Source organism: Vogesella facilis (assembly GCF_042648525.1).
Lineage (GTDB): Bacteria > Pseudomonadota > Gammaproteobacteria > Burkholderiales > Chromobacteriaceae > Vogesella > Vogesella facilis.
Map to the genome: position 1 here is coordinate 1 of NZ_JBHRXN010000012.1, position 23,103 is coordinate 23,103.

The following is a 23,103-nucleotide window of genomic DNA, read 5'->3' on the forward strand; positions in this document are numbered from 1 at the left end:
CCGTGTCACTTTCTCTTGCAGTGCAAGTGTCTGGCTTGCCAGGCACTTACACCTATCGGTTATTTGGTTTGTTAAAGAGCGGTGCTGACTTCGTTTCGTTGCGTCGTCAGCTGATGGAGCGAACTATACGCAGCCGATTTCACCTCGTCAACACGTTTTTTTACAAAAACCGCCACATTTCAAGCAAACGCCACATAACCACCTGAAATCAAATAAAAATACCAAATGAAAATTTCAATTAACCAGCGAGCAAACGGAGAAAGGAGGCTGGAATACGGCCGCGCCACCGAGGCAGATGTGCCATTTCGGTCATTTAATGCTGTTTTTTATCGTGAATGGTCAATATGAAAAACAAAGGGCCGCGAATGCGGCCCTTGCACAGTGCCAGCCTGGGCTGGCAACAACTATCTGATCAGCTGCGGTAGTCGGCGTTGATCTTCACATAGTCATAGGAGAAGTCGCAGGTCCACACCGTGGCGTTGGACAGGCCGCGCCCCAGCACCACGCGCACGGTGATCTCATCCTGCTTCATCACCCGCTGGCCGTCTTCCTCTTTGTATTCCGGATTGCGGCCGCCATCCTTGGCCACCAGCACGTCGTCCAGATACATCTCCAGGCGGTCGACATCCAGGTCGGCAATGCCGGCGTAGCCGATGGCCGCCAGCAGGCGGCCGAGGTTGGGGTCGGAGGCAAAGAAGGCGGTCTTCACCAGCGGCGAGCGGCCGATGGCGTAGCCGACCGCCTTGCACTCGGCGACAGTGCGGCCGCCTTCCACCTGCACGGTGATGAACTTGGTGGCGCCCTCGCCATCGCGCACGATGGCCTGCGCCAGCTCGATGGCCACTTCCAGCACCGCCGCCTTCAGCTGCTCGTAGGCGGCAGAGGTGGCGCTGTCGATGCGCGGCGCATTGCTCTGGCCGGTGGCGATCAGCATGAAGCTGTCGTTGGTGGAGGTGTCGCCGTCGATGGTGATGCTGTTGAAGCTGAGGTCGGCCACTTCTTTCACCAGCTGGTTCAGCAGCGGGCGGGTCACCGGCGCATCGGTGGCGATAAAGCCGAGCATGGTGGCCATGTTCGGGTGGATCATGCCGGCGCCCTTGGCGATGCCGGTAATGTTCACCGTCTGGCCGTCGACCTGGATGCTGCGGCTGGTGGCCTTGGGCGCCACATCGGTGGTCATGATGGCCTCGGCGGCGTCGGCCCAGCTGGCGGCCTTGCGCTGCGGCAGTGCGGCCACGATCTTGTCTACCGGCAGCGGTTCCAGGATCACGCCAGTGGAGAACGGCAGAATCTGTTCCGGCAGGCAGTCCAGCTCTGCGGCCAACGTTTCGCACACCGCGCGGGCGTGCTGACGGCCGGATTCACCGGTACCGGCATTGGCGTTGCCGGTATTCACCACCAGCGCGCGGATCTGCACGCCGGCATCCAGGTGCTGCTTGCACAGCTGCACCGGCGCGGCGCAGAAGCGGTTCTGGGTGAACACGCCAGCCACAGTGTTGCCCTTGTCGAGGCGAATCACCAGCACGTCCTTGCGGCCCGGCTTCTTGATGCCGGCTTCGGCATAGGCCAGATCGACACCGGCGATGGCGGCGAGCTGGCTGTTATCTACAGGCTTGAGATTCACGGGCATGACGTTTCTCCGAAATTCGATGTCGCAAGATTGTAACTGAACGCCGCGCCCCGATCACCTTCAGCTGTCGCCCGGCTCCTGCACCAGCGCCAGCAGCGCCTCGCCGTAGCGCGCCACCTTCAATTCGCCCAGGCCATAGACTTTCCGCAATGCGGCCAACGTTGCCGGCCGCTGCTGCACCAGTTCCTGCAAGGTGCGGTCATTGCATACCGCGTAGGCCGGCACATTGTGCTCGTCGGCGGTGGCCTTGCGCCAGCGACGCAGCGCCGACCACAAGCGCTCCTCGCGCTCGGTGCGCAGCCAGCGTTCGCTGTACACGCTCTGGCGCTGGCGCGCCTCGGCCAGCGGCCGCAGCTCGATGCTCTCGGCGCCCTTGAGGATGGCGCGGCAGGCGTCGGTGAGCAGCAGCGACTGGCCACGCACCACGTCCACCTGCAACAGCTTGCGCGCCACCAACTGGCGGATCACCGAGCGCCAGGCTTTCTGGTTGAGTTCCTTGCCGATGCCGAAGGTGGACAGCTGGTCGTGGCCGGCCTGCTGCACATACTGGTTGGGGCGCCCCAGCAGCACGTCGATGATGTGGCCGGCCGGGTAACGTTGGCCGCATCGATAGATGCAGGACAACAGCTTCTGCACCGCCACGGTGGCGTCGTAGGTGGCCGGCGGGCGCAGGCAGTTGTCGCACTGCCCGCAGGGCTGCGCCGCCTCGCCAAAGTAGGCCAGGATCTGCTGCCGCCGGCAGCTGGCGGTTTCGCAATAGCCCAGCATGGCGTCCAGCTTGGTCAGCTCCACCTGCTTCTGCTGCCCCGGGCTGTCGCCGCCTTCTATCATCTGCGTCAGCTGCACCATGTCGTTGAGGCCGTAGCACAGCCAGCTGGTGGCCGGCAGGCCGTCGCGACCGGCGCGGCCGGACTCCTGGTAGAAGTTCTCCGGGCTCTTCGGCAGGTCGATGTGGGCGACGAAGCGCACGTCCGGCTTGTCGATGCCCATGCCGAAGGCGATGGTGGCCACCATCACGATGCCGTCCTCGCGCAAAAAGGTGCGCTGGTTGCGGTCACGCTCGTCGTGGCTCATGCCGGCGTGGTAGGGCAAGGCGCGGATGCCGTTCTCGCCCAGCCACTGCGCGGTGTCGTCCACCCGCTTGCGCGACAGGCAATAGACGATGCCGGAGGCGCTGGGGTAGTCGTTCTCGATGAAGGCCAGCAGCTGCTTCTTGGCGCTGTCCTTCTCCACCACCTGGTAGAACAGATTGGGGCGGTCGAAACTGGTGACGAACTGGCGCGCGTCCTGCAGCTGCAGGAAATGCAGCATGTCGGCGCGGGTTTCGGCGTCGGCGGTGGCGGTCAGCGCGATGCGCGGCACCTGCGGCCAACGTTGGAACAGCTGCCCCAGCTGCTGGTATTCCGGGCGGAAGTCGTGCCCCCACTGGCTGACGCAGTGCGCCTCGTCCACTGCAAACAGCGCGATCTGCGGCAGGCTGGCGAGGAATTCCAGGAAGCGCGGCGACAACAGCCGCTCCGGCGCCACGTACAGCAGGTCGAGCTGGCCCTCGCGGGCGAAGTGGGCGATGGCGCGCGCCTCGTCCGGCGAGGTGGCGGAATTCAGGCAGGCGGCGGCCACGCCGGCTTCGCGCAGCGCGGCCACCTGGTCCTGCATCAGCGCGATCAGCGGCGACACCACCAGCGCCAGGCCCGGGCGCAACAGCGCCGGAATCTGGTAGCACAGGCTCTTGCCGCCGCCGGTGGGCATCAGCACCAGCGCGTTACCGCCGCCGCTGACGTGGTCGATGATATCGGCCTGCATGCCCCGGAACGCCGGGTAGCCAAAGGTAGTCTGGAGAAGGGAGAGTGCGTCCTGCATCGGGTTTTCCGCGTGAAGGGCGCCATTGTACGCAAAAACCGCCCGCCCCGTTGCCGGCAACGGCAGCGGCTTTTCGGAGAAACACTATTGTGAAGCCGCCCTATATGCGAGACTTGCGCTGTTTATGCAGCCAGAGCCTGACCATGAAGCCTTATATCCTGTTTGCCCTTGCCCTGCTGGCCCTGACCGGCTGCGCCAGCACCAGCAGCGTCGGCGGCAAGAGCAGCGCCAACAAGGGCGTGATCCAGCTGCCTTCGCGCCAGGCGCCGCAGGGCCGGCCGCCGGTGGTGGCCAACGCGGAATGGGTGATTCTGGGCGTATCGCCCAACGGCAACATCCTGCACGAGATCGACAAGCTCAGCATCCGCCGCAAAGGCACACTGACGCTGTTCCGCGACCGCAAGACCATCTTCAATCCGAAGAAGGAAAACTTCCTCGCCACGCCGCAGCACAAGCAGTCGATCAATAGCTGGGAAGTGGATTGCGTCGCCTCGACTTTCCGCCTGGCCGCCATGCAGCTGCTGGACGAAAACGGCCGGGAAATCCTCAGCCGCACGTATAATGACAGCGAAATTCGACCGATGCCGGTAGTGCGCCAGTCGGCCTCCTTCCAGCAGCTGGACTACGTCTGCAAACAGGCCATCGCCGCCTGAGCACGCACGGGCGGGCTGCGGCCAACTTGAAAAGGGTGATCATGCGACGGGTGGTATTCAATCAGAAAGGTGGGGTGGGCAAGTCCACCATTACCGTCAACCTGGCCGCCGCCGCCGCCAAGGCCGGCCGCAAGGTGCTGTTGCTGGACCTGGACCCACAGGGCAACGCCAGCCACTACCTGACCGGCAGCAGCACGGTGCCCGAGGCCAACGCCGCCAGCTTTTTCAACCAGATGCTGAACATCAGCCTGTTCGAAAAGCAGGCGCAGGATTTCATCGCCCCCACCCGGCACGACAATCTGCACCTGATGGCCTCACACCCGGAACTGTCCGAGCTGATGGTCAAGCTGGAAGCGCGCTACAAGATGTTCAAGCTGCGCGAAACCCTGCTACAGCTCCAGCACAGCTACGACGAGATCTGGATCGACACCCCGCCGGCGCTGAACTTCTACACCCGCTCGGCGCTGATCGCCGCCAACCGCTGCCTGATCCCGTTCGACTGCGACACCTTCTCGCGCCAGGCGCTGCTGGGCCTGCTGGACAGCGCCGCCGAAATCCGCGCCGACCACAACCCGGAGCTGCAGATCGAAGGCATCGTGGTGAACCAGTTCCAGCCGCGCGCCAGCCTGCCGGTGCGCATGGTGCAGGAGCTGCGCGACGCCGGCCACCCGGTGCTACAGCCGCCGCTGTCGGCGTCGGTGAAGATCCGCGAATCGCACGAACGCAGCCTGCCGATGGTGTTCCTCGACCCCCGCCACAAACTGGCGCAGGAGTTCAGCCAGCTGTACGCCAACCTGGCGCAACACTGAGCCGCCACCGCGGACGCGCGCCGGCCCCCGCCGATGAAGGCCCGACTCAAGCCCGCCACCCTGCTGCTCACCAGCGTGCTGCTGGCGGGCGGGCTATGGCTGCTGGCGATGCTGCTGCAACAACAGGCCGAAGACAGCAACCGCCGCAGCCAGCAGCTGTCGCAGGCGGCGCAACACCTCGCGCAGCTGAACCAGCAGCTGCTGCAGCTGCTGCAAAGCGGCCAGACCGCCACCGAGCTGCTGCTGAGCGCGGAAAACGGCAGCACCGGCGGCAGCTTTGCGCGTTATGCCCCCTATGTGCTGTCGTCCAACAGCGCCTTTGACTTCCTGGCGGTGATCCAGCGCGTCGACCCGCGCCAGCGCGACAATATCGAGCTGAACCAGGGCATGCTGCTGCGCCAGTTCAATGGCAACCGCCTGGAGCCGGCCGCCAGGCGGGCGATGTACTTCCCGGTCGCCCAGCAATACCCGGACGACAGCCAGGCGCTGCCGCTGCACCTGGACCTGGGCGCGCAACCGGAGGTGCTGGCCACCCTGCTGCGCGCTGCCGCCGACGGCCTGCCGGCGCTGGCACAGCTGCATACCGGCAGCAACCAGCGGCTGGTGCTGTTCTTCACCACCAAGGCGCGGCCGCAGCCGCTGCTGCTGGCCATCGGCCTCAACCCGGAACAACTGCTGGCCGGCAACAGCCAGGGCGCCGCCGCCGAGCAGCTGCGGCTGCGCATCCTGATCCAGGACCGCCGCCACCCGCTGCTGGCCGACAGCCACCCCACCCTGCCGCTGCCAGCGCTGCCGCTGCTGCGCGCCAGCCGCATCATCGGCGGCCAGCAGCTCACCTTCGAACTGCTGCCGGTGGAAGAACACGGCAACCACGGCCACCTGCTAGCCGGCACCCTGCTGCTGGTCGCACTGGCGCTGCTGGCCGCCACCGCGCAGCAGCTGGCACGCCAGGGCCGCCAGACGCTGCAGTACCAGAGCGGCATGATCGCCCGGCTGCAGGAAAACAACGCCGGCCTGAAAACCCAGCTGGCGCGCCAGCAGCAACGGCTGAAACCGCTGCAGGAAGTCGAGGACCGCTACCGCAGCCTGCTGACGCAGCAGAGCGACGGCGTGATCCTGCTCGACGCGGACGGCCAGGTCCTGCAGGTGAACCCGGAGGCCGCGCACCTGATCGGCCAGCCCCCGGACGCGCTGCTGCAACTGCCGGCCGGCGCGCTGATCAGCGAGCTGTACCCGCCGCTGCACGGCCACTTTGCCGAGCATGTCGCGCCGCTGCTGGGCCACCCGTTCGAGGCGCTGCTGATCTGCGACCAGGCCTTCATGCTGCAGGTGGAGCTGTCGCTGAGCCTGATCCTGCCGGCGAACGCCGCGCCGTTTTACCTGGTGGTGTGCCGCAATATCGCCGCGCGCAAGGAGCGCGAAGCCGCGCTGCTGCGGCTGACCGACACCCTGGCCGAGCAGGTGGAAACCCAGTCGCGCCAGCTGGCGGCGCTGCTGGATGCCAGCCCGATGGCGATGGCCTACATCGTCGACCGCCATTTCAAGCAGGTGAACAAGGCCTTCCTGGCGCTGTTCCACTACCGCGAGGATGACATCGCCGAGCAATCCACCCGCCTGCTGTACGACAGCGACGAGCACTTCCAGCGCACCGGGCGCAGCATCTACCCGGCGCTGAACACCGGCAGCGTGTCGCAGGACGATGTCTGCCTGCAGCGCGGCAACGGCAGCAGCCTGTGGGTGCGCATGTACGGCCGCGCGGTGAAGCCGGGGCAGCCGGCGCTGGGCTCGGTATGGCTGTACCAGGACATCTCCGCGCAACGCAATACCGAGGACGCGCTGCGCCGCGCGCGCGACCTGGCGGAAGAGACCAGCCGCGCCAAGACCGACTTCCTCGCCAATATGTCGCACGAGCTGCGCACCCCGCTGCACGCCATCCTCGGCTTTGCCGAAATGGGCCAGCAACAGGAGGCCGCGGTGGCCGCCCCGCGCCTGCAGCGCTATTTCGAGCGCATCCACAACAGCGGCAGCCGGCTACTGGCGCTGCTGAACGAGCTGCTGGACCTGTCGAAAATGGAAGTTGGCCGCATGGAATACCAGATGCAGCGCAGCGACCTGCAGCAGGTGGTGCGCGACTGCCTGGACGAGCTGAAAGGCCTGGCCGACCAGCACGCCATCGCGCTGCTGTACGTGCCGCAAGCCTACCCGGTGGTGCTGGAGATGGATCCGTTCCGCATCGGCCAGGTGGTGCGCAACCTGCTGTCCAACGCCATCAAGTTCAGCCCGCACGGCGCGCGGGTGACGCTGGACATCCAGAGCGGTCCGGAGAGCGAGGCGCCGGTACGGCTAGAGGTGCGCGACTATGGCCCCGGCGTGCCGGAAGACGAGCGCGAGCGCATCTTCGACAAATTCATCCAGAGCAGCCTGACCAAGACCGGCGCCGGCGGCACCGGCCTCGGCCTGGCCATCTGCCGTGAAATCATTCATGCCCACGGCGGCGACATCAGCGTGCACAATGCCAGTGGCGGCGGCGCGGTATTCAGCGTCAGCCTGCCGCGCCGGCAACAAGGCCCGCACAAGGAGAACTGACCATGGCCAAACGCGTGTTACTGGTGGACGACGAGCCATTCAACCTGGAGCTGCTGGGCGAGCTGCTGGAAGATGCCGGCTACCAGACCGTGGCCGCCGACAACGGCGAAGAGGCCTGGCAGATCCTGCAACGCGACGGCGAACAGTACGCCGCGGTACTGCTGGACAAGATGATGCCCGGCCTCAACGGCTTCGAGCTGCTGCGGCGCATGAAGGCCACGCCGCGGCTGGCGTTCCTGCCGGTGATCATGCAGACCGCGGTGGGCGCCGCCGCCAGCGTGCAGGAAGGGCTGTCCTCCGGCGCCTTCTACTACCTGACCAAGCCGTTCTCGCGCGACATGCTGCTGGCGGTGGTGGCCGCCGCCGCCGTGCACTGGGATCGCCACCAGTACTTCCGCGAGCTGGCCAACCAGCAAAGCGGCGCGCTGCAGCACCTCGACCACGCCGAGTTCAGCTTCCGCACCCCGCACGAGGCACGCCACGTCACCGCGCTGCTGGCCAAGACCAGCCCGGAACCGGAAAAAGTCGCCACCGGCCTGTTCGAGCTGATCGTCAACGCCATCGAACACGGCAACCTGGGGGTGAGCTACGAGGAGAAAACCCGGCTGCAGCAGCAGGAGCAATGGGAGCACGAGCTGGAGCAACGGCTGGCCGACCCGGTGCTGGGGCAGCGCAAGATCAGCGTCAGCCTGACACGCAGCCCGCGCCAGCTGCAGTTCGTGATCCGCGACCAGGGCGACGGTTTCGACTGGCAGCACTTCCTCACCCGCGAGCCGGGCGAGCTGCTGGCCAGCCACGGCCGCGGCATCATGATTGCGCGCCGGCTGTCGTTCGACGAGCTGGAATACCGCGAGCGCGGCAACGTGGTGTCCGCCATCAGCTACCTGCCGCCCGGCGGCGCCTCCCAGTAGCGCGCCGTCCGCCGCGCCAGCAGCACACTGTCCCGCCCCAGCCGCAGCTGCAACGCGCCGTGCTGATCGGTGCGCCACAGCCGGATCGGCCGTGCGGCCAACCTGGCCAGTACCTGCGGATGCGGGTGGCGGTAGCGGTTGCGGTAACCGGCGCTGATAATGGCATGCTGCGGCTGCACCGTATCCAGCCACGCCTCCGCCGTGGCGCTGCGGCTGCCGTGATGGCCCAGCACCAGCACCTGGCTGCGTAACGCCGTGCCGTAGCGCGCCAGCAGTTCTTCCTCCACCGCCTGCGGCGCATCGCCGCTGAGCAGGATCGCCTGCCGCCAGGTGGCCACCCGCAGCACGCAGCTGTGGCTGTTGTCGTCGCCCGCCGTCTCCGGCCGTGGCCACAGCACGTCGAACTGCACGCCGTCCCACACCCAGCTCTGTCCGGCGCGGCACGGCGTGGCGGCGTGTTGCGGCACACTGCCCGGCTGGCCGCGCCACAGCGCCGTCACCGGCAGCACCGCCAGCAGCCCTTCGGCGGCGCCGTCGTGGTCGGCATCGTGGTGCGACAGCATCAGCGCCGGCCGCGTCGCCCCCAGCGCGCGCAGCACCGGCAGCACATTGCGCCCGGCGTCGCCGGCGCCGGTGTCGAACAGCAGATCGTGCCGTGCGGTCTGCAGCAGCACCGCCAGCCCCTGCCCCACGTCGATCACCTCCACCGCCAGCTCGCCATCCGCCGGCCGTGGCGCGCGATACAGCAGCAAGGGCAGCAACAGCAGCAGCCCGGCCAGGCGCAGACTGCGCGCCAGCGGCAGCAGCAGGCACAGCGTGCCCAACAGCGCCGCCGGCAGCAGCTGCCACGGCAGTGCCGGAAACCACCACTGCGGCCCGGCCGCCAGCCAGTCCACCCAGAGCCAGAAGCCGGCGGCCACCCAGCCGGCCAGTTGCGCCAGCCAGGCCCACGGCAGTGCGGCGGCCAGCAGCGCCAGCGGCGTCAGCAACAGCGACACCAGCGGAATGCCCAGCGCATTGGCCAGCGGCGACAGCAGCGGCCACTGCCCGAACATCAGCGCCAGCGGCAACAGCGACGCCAGCGTCACCCGCCACTGCGCCGCCAGCAGCGCCGGCCAGTAGCCGGGCCGGCGGCGGCGGCCAACCTCGCCCGCCAGCAAGGCGCCGACCAGGCCGAACGACAGCCAGCAGCCGGCCGCCAGCGCCGCGAACGGGTCCAGCAGCAACACCAGCGTCAGCGCCGCCAGCCACACCTGCCACGGCGACAGGCTGCGCCAGCGCCACAGCGCCACGGTGCTCGCCGCCAGCATCCACACCGTGCGCTGCGTCGGCACCGAAAAACCGGCCAGCAGCGCGTAGGCCAGCGCCGCCAGCATGCCGCCCAGCAGCGCCAGCCGCTGCGGCTGGCACTGCGGCCAACGTTGCAGCAGGCGGCGCAGCAGCCACAACACCAGCCCGGCCAGCAGGGTGATGTGCAGCCCGGACACGCTCACCGCGTGCGTCAAGCCCGTCGCCGCCAGCGCCTGCCACTCGCGCCGCTCAATGCCCTGCTGTGCGCCCACCGCCAGCGCCGCCACCAGCGCGGCGTCGCGCCCGGGGCCGATCGCCGCGTTCAGCCGCACCACCAGCCGCTGCCGGCTGGCATCCAGCCACGGCCAGAAACCGCTGGCGGCGGGCAGCGCCTGCCGGCCCTTGCCGACGCTGCCGCTGGCCAGCACGCCCTCGCTCCAGTACCAGCGGCCGGCATCGAAACCGGCCACGTTGGCCGTGCCGCGTGGCTGGCGCAGGCGCACCTGCAGCTGCCAGCGGCTGCCCGGCGGCCACGGCCGCTTGGCGTAATCGTTCAGCTCCAGCAGCGGCGGCAGCGCCAAGCGCGCCTGCTCCGCCGCGTCCGGCACCAAACGGAAGCGCACGCCGAATTCGCCCGGATCCGGCAGGCCGCGTACCGTGCCGCTCAGTTGCAGCGGCACGCCTTCCAGCGCCGCCGGCAGCCGCCCGTCGTGGCGCAGCTCGATGCGCCAGCCGGCATAGGCCATGCCCAGCAGCAGCACGGCCAGCAGCAGCGGCAGACGCCGCCGCCACCACAGCGGCCTGGCGGCGATCAGCAGCGCCAGCAGCAGGTGCCAGTCCGGCGTTTGCGGCAGCCAGACCGCCAGCAGCAGCCCGAGGCAGAAGGCGACGAGTTTTTCCATGCCGACATGCTATGCAATAGGCATTGAAGTGACCAGCAGATTGCCGCCGCCGCGCGCTTGCCGTATCTTCGCCGCCACTTGCAAGGACACCGCCCGATGACTGCTACCCCGCTCTACTGCGCCGAACCGGCACGCCGCGACCACGCGCAACAACTGGCCGCGCGCTTTGCGCTGCCGCTGCTGACCCAGCGCCCGACCGACGGCTACTGGCTGGAGCTGGGGCCGGAGCGGCTGGAGCTGCTCACCAGCGGCAAGCACGGCGCGGTGTATGCCGAATTCGTCGAAGGCGCTGCCAAGCACCGCCGCGAACAGGGCGGCGGCCGCGGCCAGCCGGTGGCCAAGGCCATCGGCCTGAAAGGGGCGAAAGAACTGCCGCGGGTGGTGGACGCCACCGCCGGCCTGGGCGGCGACAGCTTCGTGCTGGCCACGCTGGGCTGCCAGGTCACCCTGCTGGAGCGCTCGCCGGTGGCGGCGGCGTTGCTGTTCGATGCGCTGGAGCGCGCGCGCTGGCACCCGGACACCATGGACATCGCCGCCCGCATGACGCTGGTGCACGCCGACGCCCGCAGCTGGCTGGCGGCGCAGGCCGAGCTGCCGGCGGCGCAGCGGCCGGAAGTGGTGTTCGTCGACCCGATGTTCCCCGACACCGACAAGAAAAGCGCCGCCGCCAAGAAAGGCATGCAGGCGTTCCAGCAGGTGATCGGCGACGACCTGGACAGCAGCGAGCTGCTGGCCGCCGCCATCGCCGCCGCCACCGTGCGCGTGGTGGTGAAGCGGCCGCAGCGCGGCGCCGCCATCGCCGGCGTCAAGCCGTCGGTGGTGCTGGACGGCAAATCCACCCGCTTCGACCTGTACGTGATCAAGGCGCTGCGGCCGCAAGGCTGAGGCGGCCAAGCTTGCACCGCCGGCCAGCGCCCGGCTGCGCTACACTCCCTACCCCGTGATGCGGGCGCGCAGCCGCCCGCGACTTATCCAGTAACCAGCCGATGGAGCCGCTGATGTCTGTTTTTGCCGTTGAATTCAAGGTGCGTGATTACGAATGCGATATGCAGGGCATCGTCAATAACGGCGTGTACTTCAACTACCTGGAGCACGCCCGCCACGAGTTTTTGCTGGCAAAAGGCATCGACTTTGCCGAGCTGGCGCGGCAGCACATCAACCTGGTGGTGGTGCGCTCCGAGCTGGACTACAAGGCGTCGCTGACCAGCGGCGACCAGTTCGTGGTGACGGTGGCGTTCGAGGCGGTGTCGAAAGTGCGCTTCGGCTTCCGCCAGCAGGTGATCCGCCTCGCCGATCAGAAAGTGGTGCTGGAAGGGCTGATCATCGGCACCGCCATCAACGAGCGCGGCCGGCCGGCGATTCCGGCCGAATTCGCCGCCAGCCTGATGGCCTGATGCCAAGCTAGCACCATGAAAAATGCGGCCAACGTTGGCCGCATTTTTTCTGGCTACACGAAACGCCGCTGCAGGCGCAGCAGCAGCGCCAACGCCAGCGCCAGCAGCACCAGCAGCCAGAAGAAATCATGCCCGGACTGCAGCACCAGCTGCGCCGACTCCGCCGCCGGCCGCTCCGCCGCATGCGCCATGCTGCGCTGCTGCATGATGATCACCCCCCACGACAGCCCCACCGCATTGGCCACCTCGCGCATGGCGTTCTTCACCTGGTAGGCATGGCTGAACACCGTCTCGTCCACCTGGCTGAAGGTGGCCGCCGCGGTGGTGCCGAGGAAGAACGGCATGAACAGGCTGTGCAGCAGGAACAGCCCGGCCGGCAGCAGCCAGCCCGGGCTGGCGTGGGTGATGTTGGCCAGCAGCAGCGCCGCCGCCGCCAGCAACAAGGCGCCGGCAAACAGGTAGCGGCGCACATCCGGCCAGCGCAGCATCAGCTGCAGGTGCAGGATGGCGAACGGCAGCGCCAGCAGGCCGCTCAGGCCCAGCCACAGCCCGCTGTGCAGCTGATCCATGCCCAGCCCCTGCGCCATGTACAGCGGCAGCACATAGCCGCAGCCGGACACCACCAGGTAGCCGACGCCATACACCGCCATGCCCCACAGGTAGCGCTCGCTGGTAAAGCGGCGGTACGGCACCAGCGGCGAACGGCGGCGCCATTCGTGGCGCAGGTACAGCAACAGCAGCAGGCAGGCCACAGCGCCCAGCGCCCACAGCAACGCGCCGTGGGTCCACAGTTCGAACCGCGCGCGCTCCAGCACGAACTGCAGCAGGAACACCCCGGCTGCCAGCAAAGCAATCGCCCACGGGTGCAGCCGGTCCGGACGCTCGTTTTCCACCGGCTCGTGCTCCGGCACCGCGCGGCGCACCAGGTAGTCGGTCAGCCACACCAGCGGCAGCATCACCAGGAACAGCGCCTGCCAGCCGGCCAGCGCCAGCAGCAACGCCGCCAGCAGCGGCGCCAGCCCGGAGCCAAGCATGATGCCGCCGGGCAGGAACAGCATCGCCTGCAGCCGTTGCGGGCCACGGTAATGCATGATCTGCACCCGCGAGGCGGTGAAGAACGCCGCCCCGCCCAGCGCCTGCACCATGCGCGCGGCGATGAACAGCTGCGGCGTGCTGGCCAGCGCGCACAGCAGCGCGCCGCCACCGAAGGCCAGCAGCGACCAGCGCAGCATGCTGCGATAGCCCAGCCGCTGCACCCACCAGCGGTGGCTGAGTATCATCAGCACCGCCACCGCGGCGTAGCAGGCGGCCGCCAGGCTGAACTGCTGCGGCGTGGCGCCCACCCCCAGGCTGACGGCGTGGGAGCCGAACGCCACCATCACGCTCTGCAGGTATTCCAGCAGCACGATCAGGGCGATGGCGAGGTGATGCCGCGTGTAGGGCGGCGCAAACAGCGAGGGCGTAGACATGGCGACGGACAAGGGGCAACGGCAACACTGGCATTATCGGCAAGCGCCTTACCATCATGGAAATCGATTGTTAACATACAGCTCATGAATGAATTCGATTTCCATCACGACGAGCTGCGGCGGCTGGACCTCAACCTGCTGGTGGCGTTCGACGCGCTGATGCAGGAGCGCCATGTCAGCCGCGCCGCGGCACGGCTGTACCTGGGGCAGCCGGCGATGAGCCATGCGCTGGCGCGGCTGCGGCTGCTGCTGGACGACCCGCTGTTCGTGCGCAGCGGCAACCGCATGCAGCCCACCGCCCGCGCGCAGCAGCTGGCGCCGGCGGTGCGCGACTGGCTGCAGCAGGCGCGGCAGCTGCTGGCGGCGCCGGCGGCCTTCGACCCGGCGGCGGCCAACGCCAGCTTCCGCCTGGCGGCGCCGGACGGCATGGAGGCGATGCTGTACCCGTCGCTGATCGCCGCCCTGCGCCAGCAGGCGCCGGGGGTGCAGCTGCGCTCGCAGCTGCTGGAGATCGAGCAGCAGCTGGCGGCGCTGGACAACGACGACGTCGACCTGCTGCTGACCGCCGCGCCGCTGCCGCTGCACGACTGGCACAGCCGGCTGACGCTGCGCGAGACCGATTTCAGCGCGGTGTACGCGCCCAGCCGGCTCAGCCTGCCGGCCACGCCGACGCTGGCCGACCTGGCAGCGGTGGAACAGGTAGTCAGCAGCTACCGCGGCACCGCCGCCGGGGTGGTGGACCACCTGTTCGCCCAGCACGGACTGAGCCGCCACATCGTGGCGCTGTCGGCCAGCCTGATGGCCATCGGCCACATCCTGCAGCAGGCGCCGCTGCTGTCGATCCAGCCCACGCTGTACCTGCCGCTGTTCCGCCAGCAGGGCGATATCCGCAGCGTGCCGCTGCCGGCCGACGTGCGCATCCGCATCGACCTGGTGTGGCACCGCCGCAACGACGGCAACCCGCTGCACCGCTACCTGCGCGAGCTGCTGCTGACGCAGTTCGCCCGGCTGTTCGCCGCCGACTAGCGCCACCGGCGCCAGGTCACACGCGGTCACAAAGTGTCACGCAGATAGCGCAACCTGCCGGCCGTGAATATGGTCAAATCACTGTCAGCTTATTTCTACAGGAACACCACCATGAGCACCCGTCTCGCCACCGCCACGCTGACCCTGCTGTCTGTTGCCCTGCTGGGCGGCTGCGCCAATATGTACGGCTCCGAATCCGCCGCCGTGTACAGCAAGTCCGACATGCGCCAGATCCAGGAAGTGGAATACGGCAAGGTGCTGGATGTGAAGGTCGTGAAGATGGAAGGCGACAAGAATGATCTGCTGACCCTGGGCGGCACCGCGCTGGGCGGCATCGCCGGCAGCAGCATCGGCCAGGGCCGCGGTTCCGCCGCCGGCGCGGTGATCGGCGCCATGGTCGGCGGCGTAGCGGCGCAATCCATGCAGCGTGGCGCCACCAAGGACGCCTACGAGCTGACCATCCACACCGACAAGGGCCGCACCATCTCCATCGTGCAGGAAGCCGACGTGGCCATCAGCGTCGGCCAGCGCGTGAAGGTGATCACCGGCAACGGCACCGCCCGCGTGCTGCCGATGTAAGCAGCGCCCCCGCCGTACCCGATGCCGCCGGCCCCGCCCGGCGGCATTGTCATTTGCGGCCAACCTTTGCCGCTCGCCTCTGCCAGCGCCATGCCATGGTGCTGCCTATACTGGCTGCACCATGCAGAACACAGAGGAGAGCCACATGCGATTTCTCGACAACCTTGGGCTGCGCGCCAAGTTCCTGGTCAACTTCCTGGGCAGCGGCGGCATCCTGGTGCTGGCCATCCTCTACTGCCTGTGGCAGATCCGCGATATCAGCCAGGATACCCGCGCCATCACCGACACCGCGCTGCCCTCGCTGCAGGCGGTGGCCGACATCAGCCAGCTGCGGCTGCGCTACCGGGTGCGCAGCCTGGAATACATGCTGGCCAGCCAGCCGGAAGAACAAGCCAAGCTGAGCAAGTCGATGGACGAGCTGGACGGCTCGCTGGGCAAGGCGTTCCAGGCCTACCAGCCGCTGATCGGCAACGACGAGGAGCGCCAGGTGTTCCAGCAGGCGGTGCAGGCGGCGGCGGACTACAAGGCCGCGGTGGCGCAGGCGATCTCGCTGCGCGGCAGCGGCCAGGAAGACGCCGCGCAGGCGCTGCGCAAGGGCGAATGGGTGAAGCGCGCCAACGCGCTGCGCGACCACACCGACGCGCTGAGCAAGCTCAATGCCGCCAGTGCGCAGGCGGCCGGCGAACGGGCGCAGGCGGCGGCGCAGAGCAGTATCCGCAACAGCCTGATCGCGCTGCTGCTGGGCATCGCGCTGGCGCTGCTGCTATCGCTGCTGATGGCCGGGCGCATTGCCGGCCGGCTGGCGGACACCGTGGCGGCGGCGCGGCGCATTGCCGGCGGTGACCTGCGCAGTGCGCTGCCGGCCGGCAGCCGCGATGAAGTCGGCAAACTGATCCAGGCGATGGCGGACATGCAGCAGGCGCTGCGCGAAACCATGCAGGGCACCCGCCGCAATGCCGACTCGCTGCGGCAGTCGTCGCTGGATCTCAACGACTCGGTGCTGCGCATGGAGCAGGCGGTGGACCTGCAAAGCGAGGCCGCCGCCGGCATTGCCGCCAACGCCGAGCAGCTGACCACCTCGATCAGCCACGTCGCCGACAGCACGGTGGAAGCCGCCGAGCTGACCCACAGCTCCGACCTGCAGGCCAGCCAGGGCCATGACGTGCTGCAGGGGCTGATCGGCCAGCTGCGCGAGGTCACCCGCGTGGTGATGTCGGCCGCCGAGCGCATCGCCCAGCTGCAGCAGGAATCGGCGCGCATTTCCAGCATCGTGGCGGTGATCCGCGACATTGCCGACCAGACCAACCTGCTGGCGCTGAACGCCGCCATCGAGGCGGCGCGCGCCGGCGAGCACGGCCGCGGCTTTGCGGTGGTGGCCGACGAGGTGCGCAAGCTGTCGGAGCGCACCGCGCAGTCCACCAGCGAGATCGTGCAGATGGTGAGCGCCATCCAGCATGCCACCGGCGAGGTGGTGCAGGAGGTGGGCAACAGCGTCAGCCTGGCCAACGACAGCATGAGCAATGCGCAGCTGGCCGGCGACGCCCTGGCGCAGCTGCGCCAGCTGTCGCAGCAGGTGGCCAGCATCGTCGACCGGCTGAGCAGCGCGCTGCGGCAGCAGTCGATCGCCTCCACCGAGGTGGCGCAGCGCATCGAGGTGGTGGTCAACCACTCCGAGAACGTCACCCACATCGCGCACCATGCCGCCGCCACCTCCAGCGTGATGAAGGACGTGGTGGCGGACATGGAGAAAATGGTCGCCCGCTTCCAGGTCTGAGCCGCCGCGCCGCCGCCCGCCCTCTCCGCCCGCCGCCACCGCGGCGGGCGGCGTCGTTTCACCCCGTGGCCGGCTCGACAAGCCCACCGTCTGCCGCTATCCTCGCGCCCTTTTTTCCCTGGCAAATCATAACTTTGTCTATACAAATGATCGCGATACCCGTTGCTATTCTCCTGATGCTGGCCTTGTCGCTGGCGCGTGTGCATGTCGTCATCAGCCTGCTGCTGGCGTCGCTGAGCGCCGGCCTGCTGGCCGGCATGGATCTGGCGCAGACCCTGGCCGCCTTCAACAAGGGCATCGCCAACGGTGCCTCGGTGGCGCTGTCCTACGCGCTGCTGGGCGCCTTCGCCGTGGCCATCGCCAAGTCCGGCCTGCCGCACGCGCTGGCCGATGTCGCGGTGCGCCAGCTGCAGCACGGCGGCGGCAAGACGCGGCTGAAATGGCTGCTGATCCTGCTGCTGGCCACCGTCAGCGTGATGAGCCAGAACCTGGTGCCGATCCACATCGCCTTCATCCCGCTGCTGGTGCCGCCGCTGCTGTACGTGATGGCGCGGCTGCAGCTGGATCGCCGCCTGGTGGCCTGCGTGCTCACCTTCGGCCTGGTAACACCGTACATGCTGTTCCCGGTCGGTTTTGGCGACATCTTTCTGCAGCAGATCCTGCTGGGCAATATCGCCAAGGCCGGCATGGATGTGCGCGGCGTCAACGTGATGCAGGCGATGGCGATCCCGGCCGCCGGCATGCTGGCCGGGCTGCTGCTGGCGGTGTTCGTCAGCTACCGCAAGCCGCGCCACTACGACCTTGGCCGCATCGAGAACGTGGAGCGCACCCGCAGCAAGATCCGCCCGCGCGCGCTGTGGACCGCCGTGGTGGCCATCGCCGCGGCGTTCGCGGTGCAGCTGTACAGCGATTCGATGCTGCTGGGCGCGCTGGCCGGTTTCCTGCTGTTCCTGGCCAGCGGCGTGGTGCGCTGGCACGAGGCGGACAATGTGTTCGGCGAGGGCATGAAGATGATGGCGATGATCGGCTTCATCATGATCAGCGCGCAGGGCTTTGCCGAGGTGCTGCAGGCCAGCGGGCAGATCGGCCCGCTGGTGGCGGCCTCCGCCGAGCTATTCGGCCACAGCCGCGCGGCGGCGGCGTTCGTGATGCTGCTGGTGGGGCTGCTGGTGACGCTGGGCATCGGCTCGTCGTTTTCCACCGTGCCGATTCTCACTGCCATCTACGTGCCGCTGTGCCTGCAACTGGGTTTCTCGCCGCTGGCCACGGTGTCCATCATCGGCACCGCCGGCGCGCTGGGCGATGCCGGTTCGCCGGCGTCGGACTCCACCCTCGGCCCCACGGCCGGCCTGAACGTGGACGGCCAGCACGACCACATGCGCGACACGGTGCTGCCCACCTTCCTGCACTACAACCTGCCGTTGCTGGCCGCCGGCTGGCTGGCGGCGCTGGTGCTGTAAGCCTGTACATGTTGGCCGCAGCCATGCGGCCAACATTGCCCTACAATGCGCGCTGACCCCGCAAGGAACCGCTATGGACTCCCGCCTTACCGAACTGGAAATCAAGGTCGCGCTGCAGGATGAACTGCTGGACGCGCTGAACCTGACCGTGGTGCGCCAGCAGCAGCAGCTCGACCTGCTGCAGGAACAGCTGCGCCACCTGTACCGCCTGCAGCAGGCCGGCAACCAGCAGGACGGCCACGGCTCGCTGCGCGACGACATCCCGCCCCACTACTAAGCCATGACCACACCACTGGAATTTGCCCGCGCGCTGGCGCCGGCGCTGGCCGGCCACTGCTGGGCCATTGGCGGCAGCACGCTGCTGCAACAGCTGGGGCTGGTGGAACAGCCGCGCGACCTGAACCTGGTCACCACCGCCGCCGATTTTGCCGCCGTGCGCGCGGTGCTGGCCACGCGCGGCAGTGACATCACGCCGTCGCCGCAGCCGCCGTTCGGCACGCCGCACTTCGCCCGTTTCGACGTCGGCGATGGCCTGTGCGTGGACCTGAGCGCCGAGCTGACTATCAAACTGGACAAGGGCAGCTATCGCTGGCCGTTCGATGCCGGCGCGCTGCAGCTGGCCGACGGCCTGCCGTGGTGCTACGCCGAGGACTGGGCGCTGCTGTACCGGCTGCTGGCACGGCACGAGCAGAGCGAGGCGCTGGACGAGTGGCTGGAAGAGCACGGCGTGCAGCAGCCGCAGCGGCTGGCGGCCAACCTGTTTGCGCAGTACCCGGAAAAACTGCTGCAACCGCCCCCGGCCTGGTGGCCGTGGGAGGAATGATCACCCGCTCGACAAGCGCGCCGAGCATTGCCTATGCTGAACGCTGCCTGAACGCCGACCTGCCATGAAATCCCTGCTCCTGTTACTGCTGCTCAGCCCGGTGTGCCTGGCCGCCCGCCAGGTGGTGCTGACCGCCACCGAGTTCCCGCCCTACACCAGCACCGCCCAGCCGGAAGACGGGGTGATGGTGGCGCTGACGCGCGCCGCCTTTGCCCAGCGCGGGCTGCAGCTGCGGGTGGAATTCCGCCCGTGGGCGCGCGCGCTGGCCGGCGCGCAGGACGGCCGCTTTGCCGGCGTGCTGGCGCTGTGGTATTCGCCGGAACGCGCCGAGCGGCTGTTCTACAGCCTGCCGCTGTTCAGCACCACCGTCGGCTTCTACGCCCGCTGCGACCGCCCCATCGACGTATCGTCGCTGCCCATGCTGCAGCGCTACCGCATCGGTACCGTGCGCGGCTACAAGAACCCGGACAGCTTCGAGCAGGCCGGCCTGCGCGGCATCGACGCCGACGACGACCTGATCAACCTGAAGAAACTGGCCGCCAACCGGCTGGAACTGGCGCTGATGGACCGCGAGGTTGGCCGCTACCTGCAAGAGCAGCAGCTGGACAAGACCGCCTCCCGGCTGTGCTGGCAGGAGCCGGCGGTGGAGGCGATGCCGCTGTACATCGGCTTCAGCAAGCGCCACCCGGACGGCGGCATGCTGCAGACCGAGTTCAACCTGGGCATGACCATGCTGCGGCAATCCGGCGACTACCTGCGCATTCTGCGTCGCTACGGCGTGGCGCCGTAAACGCGCGCCGCGTCCGGCTGCGCCGCCGGTGCGGCAAACAGCCAGCTGCCCAGCCCGCCGCCCAGCGCGGCGCCGAGCAACTGGGCGGCGATGAAGCCGGCCACATCCTGCGGGCGGATGCCGGCAAAGGTATCGGTGAGGCTGCGCGCCAGTGTCACCGCCGGGTTGGCGAACGAGGTCGAGGCGGTAAACCAGTACGCCGCCACGATGTACAGCGCCACCAGCAGCGGCAGCCGCTGCGGCGCATGCCGCACGCCACCGAGTATCGTCAGCAGCAGGCCGGCGGTGGCCACCACCTCGGCCAGCCACTGCGGCCAACCATGGCGCGCATGCTGCGACAGCTGCCACAGCGGCAGGCCGAACATGGCGTGCGCCAGCCATACCCCGGCCAGCGCGCCCAGCAGCTGGCAGCCGAAATACGGCAGCAGCCGGCGGCGCGGCAGCTCGCCGCGCCAGCACATCACCACGCTCACCGCCGGATTGAAATGCGCCCCGGACAGCGGTGCCAACAGCGTGATCAACACCAGCAGGCCGGCGCCGGTGGCCAGCGCATTGGCCAACAGCGCCACGGCGACATTCCCCGCCGCCAGCTGCTGCGCCATGATGCCGGAGCCCACCACCACCGCCAGCAGCAAGGCGCTGCCCAGCGCTTCCGCCACGTAAGCCCGTGCACTCATTGCTGGCCGATCTCCTGCAGCTTCTGGCGCAGCGCCAGCGCGTCCAGCTTGTCCACCGGCAGCGACATGAACAGCTCCACCCGGCGCTTGAGCAGCATGAAGGCCTTGGCAAACGCCGCCATGGCTTCTTCATCGTTGCGGCCAACCCCGGCCGGGTCGTCCACGCCCCAGTGCGCGCGCATCGGGTGGCCGGGCCACAGCGGGCAGGCTTCGCCGTCGGCATTGCCGCACACCGTGAACACGAAATCCATCTGCGGCGCGCCGGGGGCGGCGAACTCGTCCCAGCTCTTGCTGCGGTAGCCCTCGCTTTGCAGGCCGTGCTTTTGCAGGGTCTTGAGCGCATACGGGTTCACCGTGCCGGTGGGCTGGCTGCCGGCGCTGTAGCCCTTGAAGCGGCCCTGGCCCAGGTGGTTGATCAGCGCCTCGCCGAGGATGCTGCGCGCCGAGTTGCCGGTGCAGAGGATCAGTACGTTGTAGGTCTTGTCAGTCACGGGCTTTCCTTTCGCGGGAAACGATGGCTTCGATGTTCTTGCGTGCGATCAGCTGCACTTTTTGCGGTGCTGGGGCGCAGCAGCTGCCGGCATCCGCGCTAGTGGCCGCCGGGGCGCAACAGGCGTCGGCGCTGGCCAGCGTCGACGGGGCCGGCGCGCAACAGCTGTCAGGGTTGGCCGCAGCGGCAGCCGGCGCGTCGTGGTAAGTGGGCGCGCTGCCCAGCGTGTGATAGGCCTCCCAGGCGATGCCGGACGGGTCCTGCAGCCAGTGCTTGTCCGATTTGGCGTAGCAGCAGGTGGTGCCCTCTTCCGTCAGCGCCGCCATGCCGGCAGCGTCGATGCGCTGCTTCAGCTCGGCCAGCTCGTCACCGTTCTCGGCCTGGACGCCGAGGTGATCCAGCCCGGCTGGGGCGCCGCGCTGGCTGATGGCGAAGTTGACGCGCGGATCGTCCAGCAGCCACTTGGCGTAGTCGGGTTTCAATACCGTCGGCGCGGCGCCAAACAACGCGTTGTAAAAACGGACGCTGGTAGCCAGGTCGTCCACCGCGACGTGAATATGCAGGCGTTTCATGACAGTTCTCCTGTTCAGCAGCCGCAGCCAGCGGCCAGGCCGTCCGCTGCCGATCCGCGGCAGCAGTTTTCGCTGAGGTAGCCCAAGAGGCCGTTCATGGCGGCAAAGTTGGCCGCATAGATCACGAAGCGGCCTTCCTGGCGGCCTTCGATCAGCCCGGCGTTGGCCAGCTCCTTGAGATGAAAGGACAAGGTAGCCGGCGCGCAGTCCAGCGCCGCGGCCAGCTCGCCGGCGGCGCGGCCGGCCGGGCCGGCTTCCACCAGCTGGCGAAACGCCGCCAGCCGGGTTTCCTGCGCCAATGCGGCCAACATCTTGACGGCAGATTTCGTTTCCATATTTTGATAATCATTGAAATATTGAAACGATTATCGCCGCCCTGCACCGACAAGGCAAGCACCGGCGGCGGCAGACGCAGGCGGACAGGCAGCAAAAAGCCGCTCGGCAGAGCGGCTGGTTGCGACGTCGACTGAACTCAGGCGCTGGCCGTTGCCGGCGCCGGCCGGGGCTTGGCAATGATATGCCCGGACATCAGGCTGGCACTGGCGATCAGCAGGCCGCCGAGCCATTCCTGCGGCTTCATCGCCTCGCCGGCAAGGAAATAGGCGGAAATGGCGGCGAACACCAACTCCAGCAGCATCAGCGTCATCACCTGGGTGGCCGGCAGAATCGACAGCCCGTGCATGGAGATGATGCTGGTGGCCAGCAGGGTGAAGCCCAGCGCCAGTACCACCAGCAGCACTTCCGGCTGCGGCAGCAGCGCCAGCTCGGCAGCAAGTTGGCCGCGCCACAGCAGCGATGCCAGCCCGCAGCCGGCCACGCCCAGCCACACCATCGCCGACTTCAGCGCCACCGGCAACGCATGCGCCTTCTTGGACAGCACATTGCCCAAGGCGAAGCTGATGCCGCCGGACAGCGCCAGCCAGTCGGCGCGGCTGGAGAAGAAGTCGCCGGCAAACAGGCCGGGGCGGTACAGGATCACCACCAGCCCGCTCAGCGACATCGCCACCACCAGCCAGCCGATACGGCTGAGGCGCTCGTGCAGCAGCAGGCGCGAGAACAGCGCACTCCACAGCGGCGACAGGTAGAACAGCAGCAGCACGCGCATCACCTCGCCTTCCGCCACCGCCCAGGTGTAGGCGAAGTTGCACCAGCCATACAGCAAGGCCAGCGGCAGCAGCATGAACTCGAAGCGCGCCTGACGGCGGAATACCTCGCGATAGATCGCCACCCCGGCCACGGTGGCCACCGCGTATACCGCCAGCGAGGTGGCGGCGGTGGAAAAACCGGCGGCGTGCAGGTGACGGAACGGGTACCACATCAGGCCCCATACTAGCGCCGTGGTAATGGCACAGCCGACGGCGAGCAGCTTTTGTTTTACAAAATCCATTGTATTTTCTTACTATTGCTG

Annotated in this window: 23 protein-coding genes; 14 read left to right on the forward strand and 9 right to left on the reverse strand. The window is 68.0% G+C overall.

The features are described from left to right. Nucleotides 1-206: hypothetical protein (locus tag ACFOLG_RS06540; protein ID WP_386089820.1), on the forward strand; the 206-nt coding region annotated here is incomplete at its 5' end. A 206-nt stretch (nt 207-412) separates the two neighbouring features. Here the strand turns inward: ACFOLG_RS06540 and argJ are convergent. Further along, the gene (argJ, locus tag ACFOLG_RS06545; RefSeq protein ID WP_386089822.1) at nt 413-1,630 is read right to left on the reverse strand and encodes a bifunctional glutamate N-acetyltransferase/amino-acid acetyltransferase ArgJ; all 1,218 of its coding nucleotides are present in this window, start codon (nt 1,628-1,630) and stop codon (nt 413-415) included. A 60-nt stretch (nt 1,631-1,690) separates the two neighbouring features. Then, the gene (gene recQ / locus ACFOLG_RS06550) at nt 1,691-3,490 is read right to left on the reverse strand and encodes a DNA helicase RecQ (RefSeq protein WP_386089825.1); all 1,800 of its coding nucleotides are present in this window, start codon (nt 3,488-3,490) and stop codon (nt 1,691-1,693) included. Nucleotides 3,491-3,633: 143 nt separating this feature from the next. Here recQ and ACFOLG_RS06555 point away from each other — a divergent pair, with 143 nt between their 5' ends. The 4 genes from ACFOLG_RS06555 to ACFOLG_RS06570 are packed head-to-tail and all read left to right on the forward strand — an operon-like array spanning nt 3,634 to nt 8,449. Continuing rightward, nucleotides 3,634-4,143 carry a surface-adhesin E family protein gene (locus ACFOLG_RS06555; protein WP_386089827.1) on the forward strand — a complete coding sequence of 170 codons (510 nt, stop codon included), beginning with the start codon at nt 3,634-3,636 and terminating at the stop codon, nt 4,141-4,143. Between the two features lie 41 nt (nt 4,144-4,184). Beyond that, nucleotides 4,185-4,952, forward strand: coding sequence for a ParA family protein (locus ACFOLG_RS06560; protein WP_386089829.1), 768 nt, complete (start codon nt 4,185-4,187; stop codon nt 4,950-4,952). A gap of 33 nt (nt 4,953-4,985) precedes the next feature. Beyond that, nucleotides 4,986-7,538 carry an ATP-binding protein gene (locus ACFOLG_RS06565; RefSeq protein WP_386089832.1) on the forward strand — a complete coding sequence of 851 codons (2,553 nt, stop codon included), beginning with the start codon at nt 4,986-4,988 and terminating at the stop codon, nt 7,536-7,538. Between the two features lie 2 nt (nt 7,539-7,540). Then, nucleotides 7,541-8,449 (forward strand): response regulator, encoded by a 909-nt coding sequence (locus tag ACFOLG_RS06570; RefSeq protein WP_386089834.1) that lies wholly within the window; start codon nt 7,541-7,543, stop codon nt 8,447-8,449. Here the strand turns inward: ACFOLG_RS06570 and ACFOLG_RS06575 are convergent. Continuing rightward, complete coding sequence (locus ACFOLG_RS06575) at nt 8,419-10,641, reverse strand: DNA internalization-related competence protein ComEC/Rec2 (RefSeq protein WP_386089836.1); 2,223 nt, start codon at nt 10,639-10,641, stop codon at nt 8,419-8,421. The genes ACFOLG_RS06570 and ACFOLG_RS06575 overlap by 31 nt on opposite strands. A 96-nt stretch (nt 10,642-10,737) precedes the next feature. On the opposite strand from ACFOLG_RS06575, the gene ACFOLG_RS06580 reads away from it, so the two are divergent. Both ACFOLG_RS06580 and ACFOLG_RS06585 read left to right on the forward strand, forming a co-directional pair. Then, entirely contained in the window at nt 10,738-11,526 is a 789-nt protein-coding gene (locus ACFOLG_RS06580) for a class I SAM-dependent methyltransferase (protein ID WP_386089839.1), read from the forward strand. 113 nt (nt 11,527-11,639) lie between these two features. Beyond that, nucleotides 11,640-12,035, forward strand: coding sequence for an acyl-CoA thioesterase (locus tag ACFOLG_RS06585; protein ID WP_386089841.1), 396 nt, complete (start codon nt 11,640-11,642; stop codon nt 12,033-12,035). Between the two features lie 53 nt (nt 12,036-12,088). Here ACFOLG_RS06585 and ACFOLG_RS06590 read toward each other — a convergent pair whose 3' ends face one another. After that, entirely contained in the window at nt 12,089-13,504 is a 1,416-nt protein-coding gene (locus ACFOLG_RS06590) for an MFS transporter (protein ID WP_386089843.1), read from the reverse strand. A gap of 84 nt (nt 13,505-13,588) precedes the next feature. On the opposite strand from ACFOLG_RS06590, the gene ACFOLG_RS06595 reads away from it, so the two are divergent. From ACFOLG_RS06595 to ACFOLG_RS06625, 7 genes are all read left to right on the forward strand, one after another. Next, the gene (locus tag ACFOLG_RS06595; protein WP_386089845.1) at nt 13,589-14,530 is read left to right on the forward strand and encodes a LysR family transcriptional regulator; all 942 of its coding nucleotides are present in this window, start codon (nt 13,589-13,591) and stop codon (nt 14,528-14,530) included. 111 nt (nt 14,531-14,641) lie between these two features. Then, a complete protein-coding gene (locus ACFOLG_RS06600) occupies nt 14,642-15,109 on the forward strand; it encodes an outer membrane lipoprotein (RefSeq protein WP_386089847.1) in 468 nt (155 codons plus the stop codon). Between the two features lie 145 nt (nt 15,110-15,254). Then, nucleotides 15,255-16,883, forward strand: coding sequence for a methyl-accepting chemotaxis protein (locus ACFOLG_RS06605; RefSeq protein ID WP_386089849.1), 1,629 nt, complete (start codon nt 15,255-15,257; stop codon nt 16,881-16,883). A 176-nt stretch (nt 16,884-17,059) separates the two neighbouring features. After that, entirely contained in the window at nt 17,060-18,343 is a 1,284-nt protein-coding gene (locus ACFOLG_RS06610; protein ID WP_386089851.1) for a Na+/H+ antiporter family protein, read from the forward strand. Between the two features lie 73 nt (nt 18,344-18,416). Beyond that, a complete protein-coding gene (locus ACFOLG_RS06615; RefSeq protein WP_386089853.1) occupies nt 18,417-18,620 on the forward strand; it encodes a SlyX family protein in 204 nt (67 codons plus the stop codon). Nucleotides 18,621-18,623: 3 nt separating this feature from the next. Then, nucleotides 18,624-19,166, forward strand: coding sequence for a hypothetical protein (locus ACFOLG_RS06620; protein ID WP_386089855.1), 543 nt, complete (start codon nt 18,624-18,626; stop codon nt 19,164-19,166). A 64-nt stretch (nt 19,167-19,230) separates the two neighbouring features. After that, nucleotides 19,231-19,956 (forward strand): substrate-binding periplasmic protein, encoded by a 726-nt coding sequence (locus ACFOLG_RS06625; protein WP_386089857.1) that lies wholly within the window; start codon nt 19,231-19,233, stop codon nt 19,954-19,956. Here the strand turns inward: ACFOLG_RS06625 and ACFOLG_RS06630 are convergent. The 5 genes from ACFOLG_RS06630 to ACFOLG_RS06650 form a co-directional block, all read right to left on the reverse strand. Next, nucleotides 19,938-20,633, reverse strand: a complete 696-nt coding sequence (locus ACFOLG_RS06630) for an aquaporin (protein ID WP_386089860.1) — start codon at nt 20,631-20,633, stop codon at nt 19,938-19,940. The genes ACFOLG_RS06625 and ACFOLG_RS06630 overlap by 19 nt on opposite strands. After that, the gene (locus ACFOLG_RS06635; protein ID WP_386089862.1) at nt 20,630-21,124 is read right to left on the reverse strand and encodes an arsenate reductase ArsC; all 495 of its coding nucleotides are present in this window, start codon (nt 21,122-21,124) and stop codon (nt 20,630-20,632) included. The genes ACFOLG_RS06630 and ACFOLG_RS06635 overlap by 4 nt, the downstream gene beginning before the upstream one ends. Further along, nucleotides 21,117-21,695 carry an ArsI/CadI family heavy metal resistance metalloenzyme gene (locus ACFOLG_RS06640; RefSeq protein WP_449369281.1) on the reverse strand — a complete coding sequence of 193 codons (579 nt, stop codon included), beginning with the start codon at nt 21,693-21,695 and terminating at the stop codon, nt 21,117-21,119. The genes ACFOLG_RS06635 and ACFOLG_RS06640 overlap by 8 nt, the downstream gene beginning before the upstream one ends. 14 nt (nt 21,696-21,709) lie before the next feature. Then, a complete protein-coding gene (locus ACFOLG_RS06645; protein WP_386089865.1) occupies nt 21,710-22,030 on the reverse strand; it encodes an ArsR/SmtB family transcription factor in 321 nt (106 codons plus the stop codon). A gap of 137 nt (nt 22,031-22,167) precedes the next feature. Beyond that, nucleotides 22,168-23,082, reverse strand: a complete 915-nt coding sequence (locus ACFOLG_RS06650; RefSeq protein WP_386089867.1) for a DMT family transporter — start codon at nt 23,080-23,082, stop codon at nt 22,168-22,170. Nucleotides 23,083-23,103 lie beyond the last annotated feature (21 nt).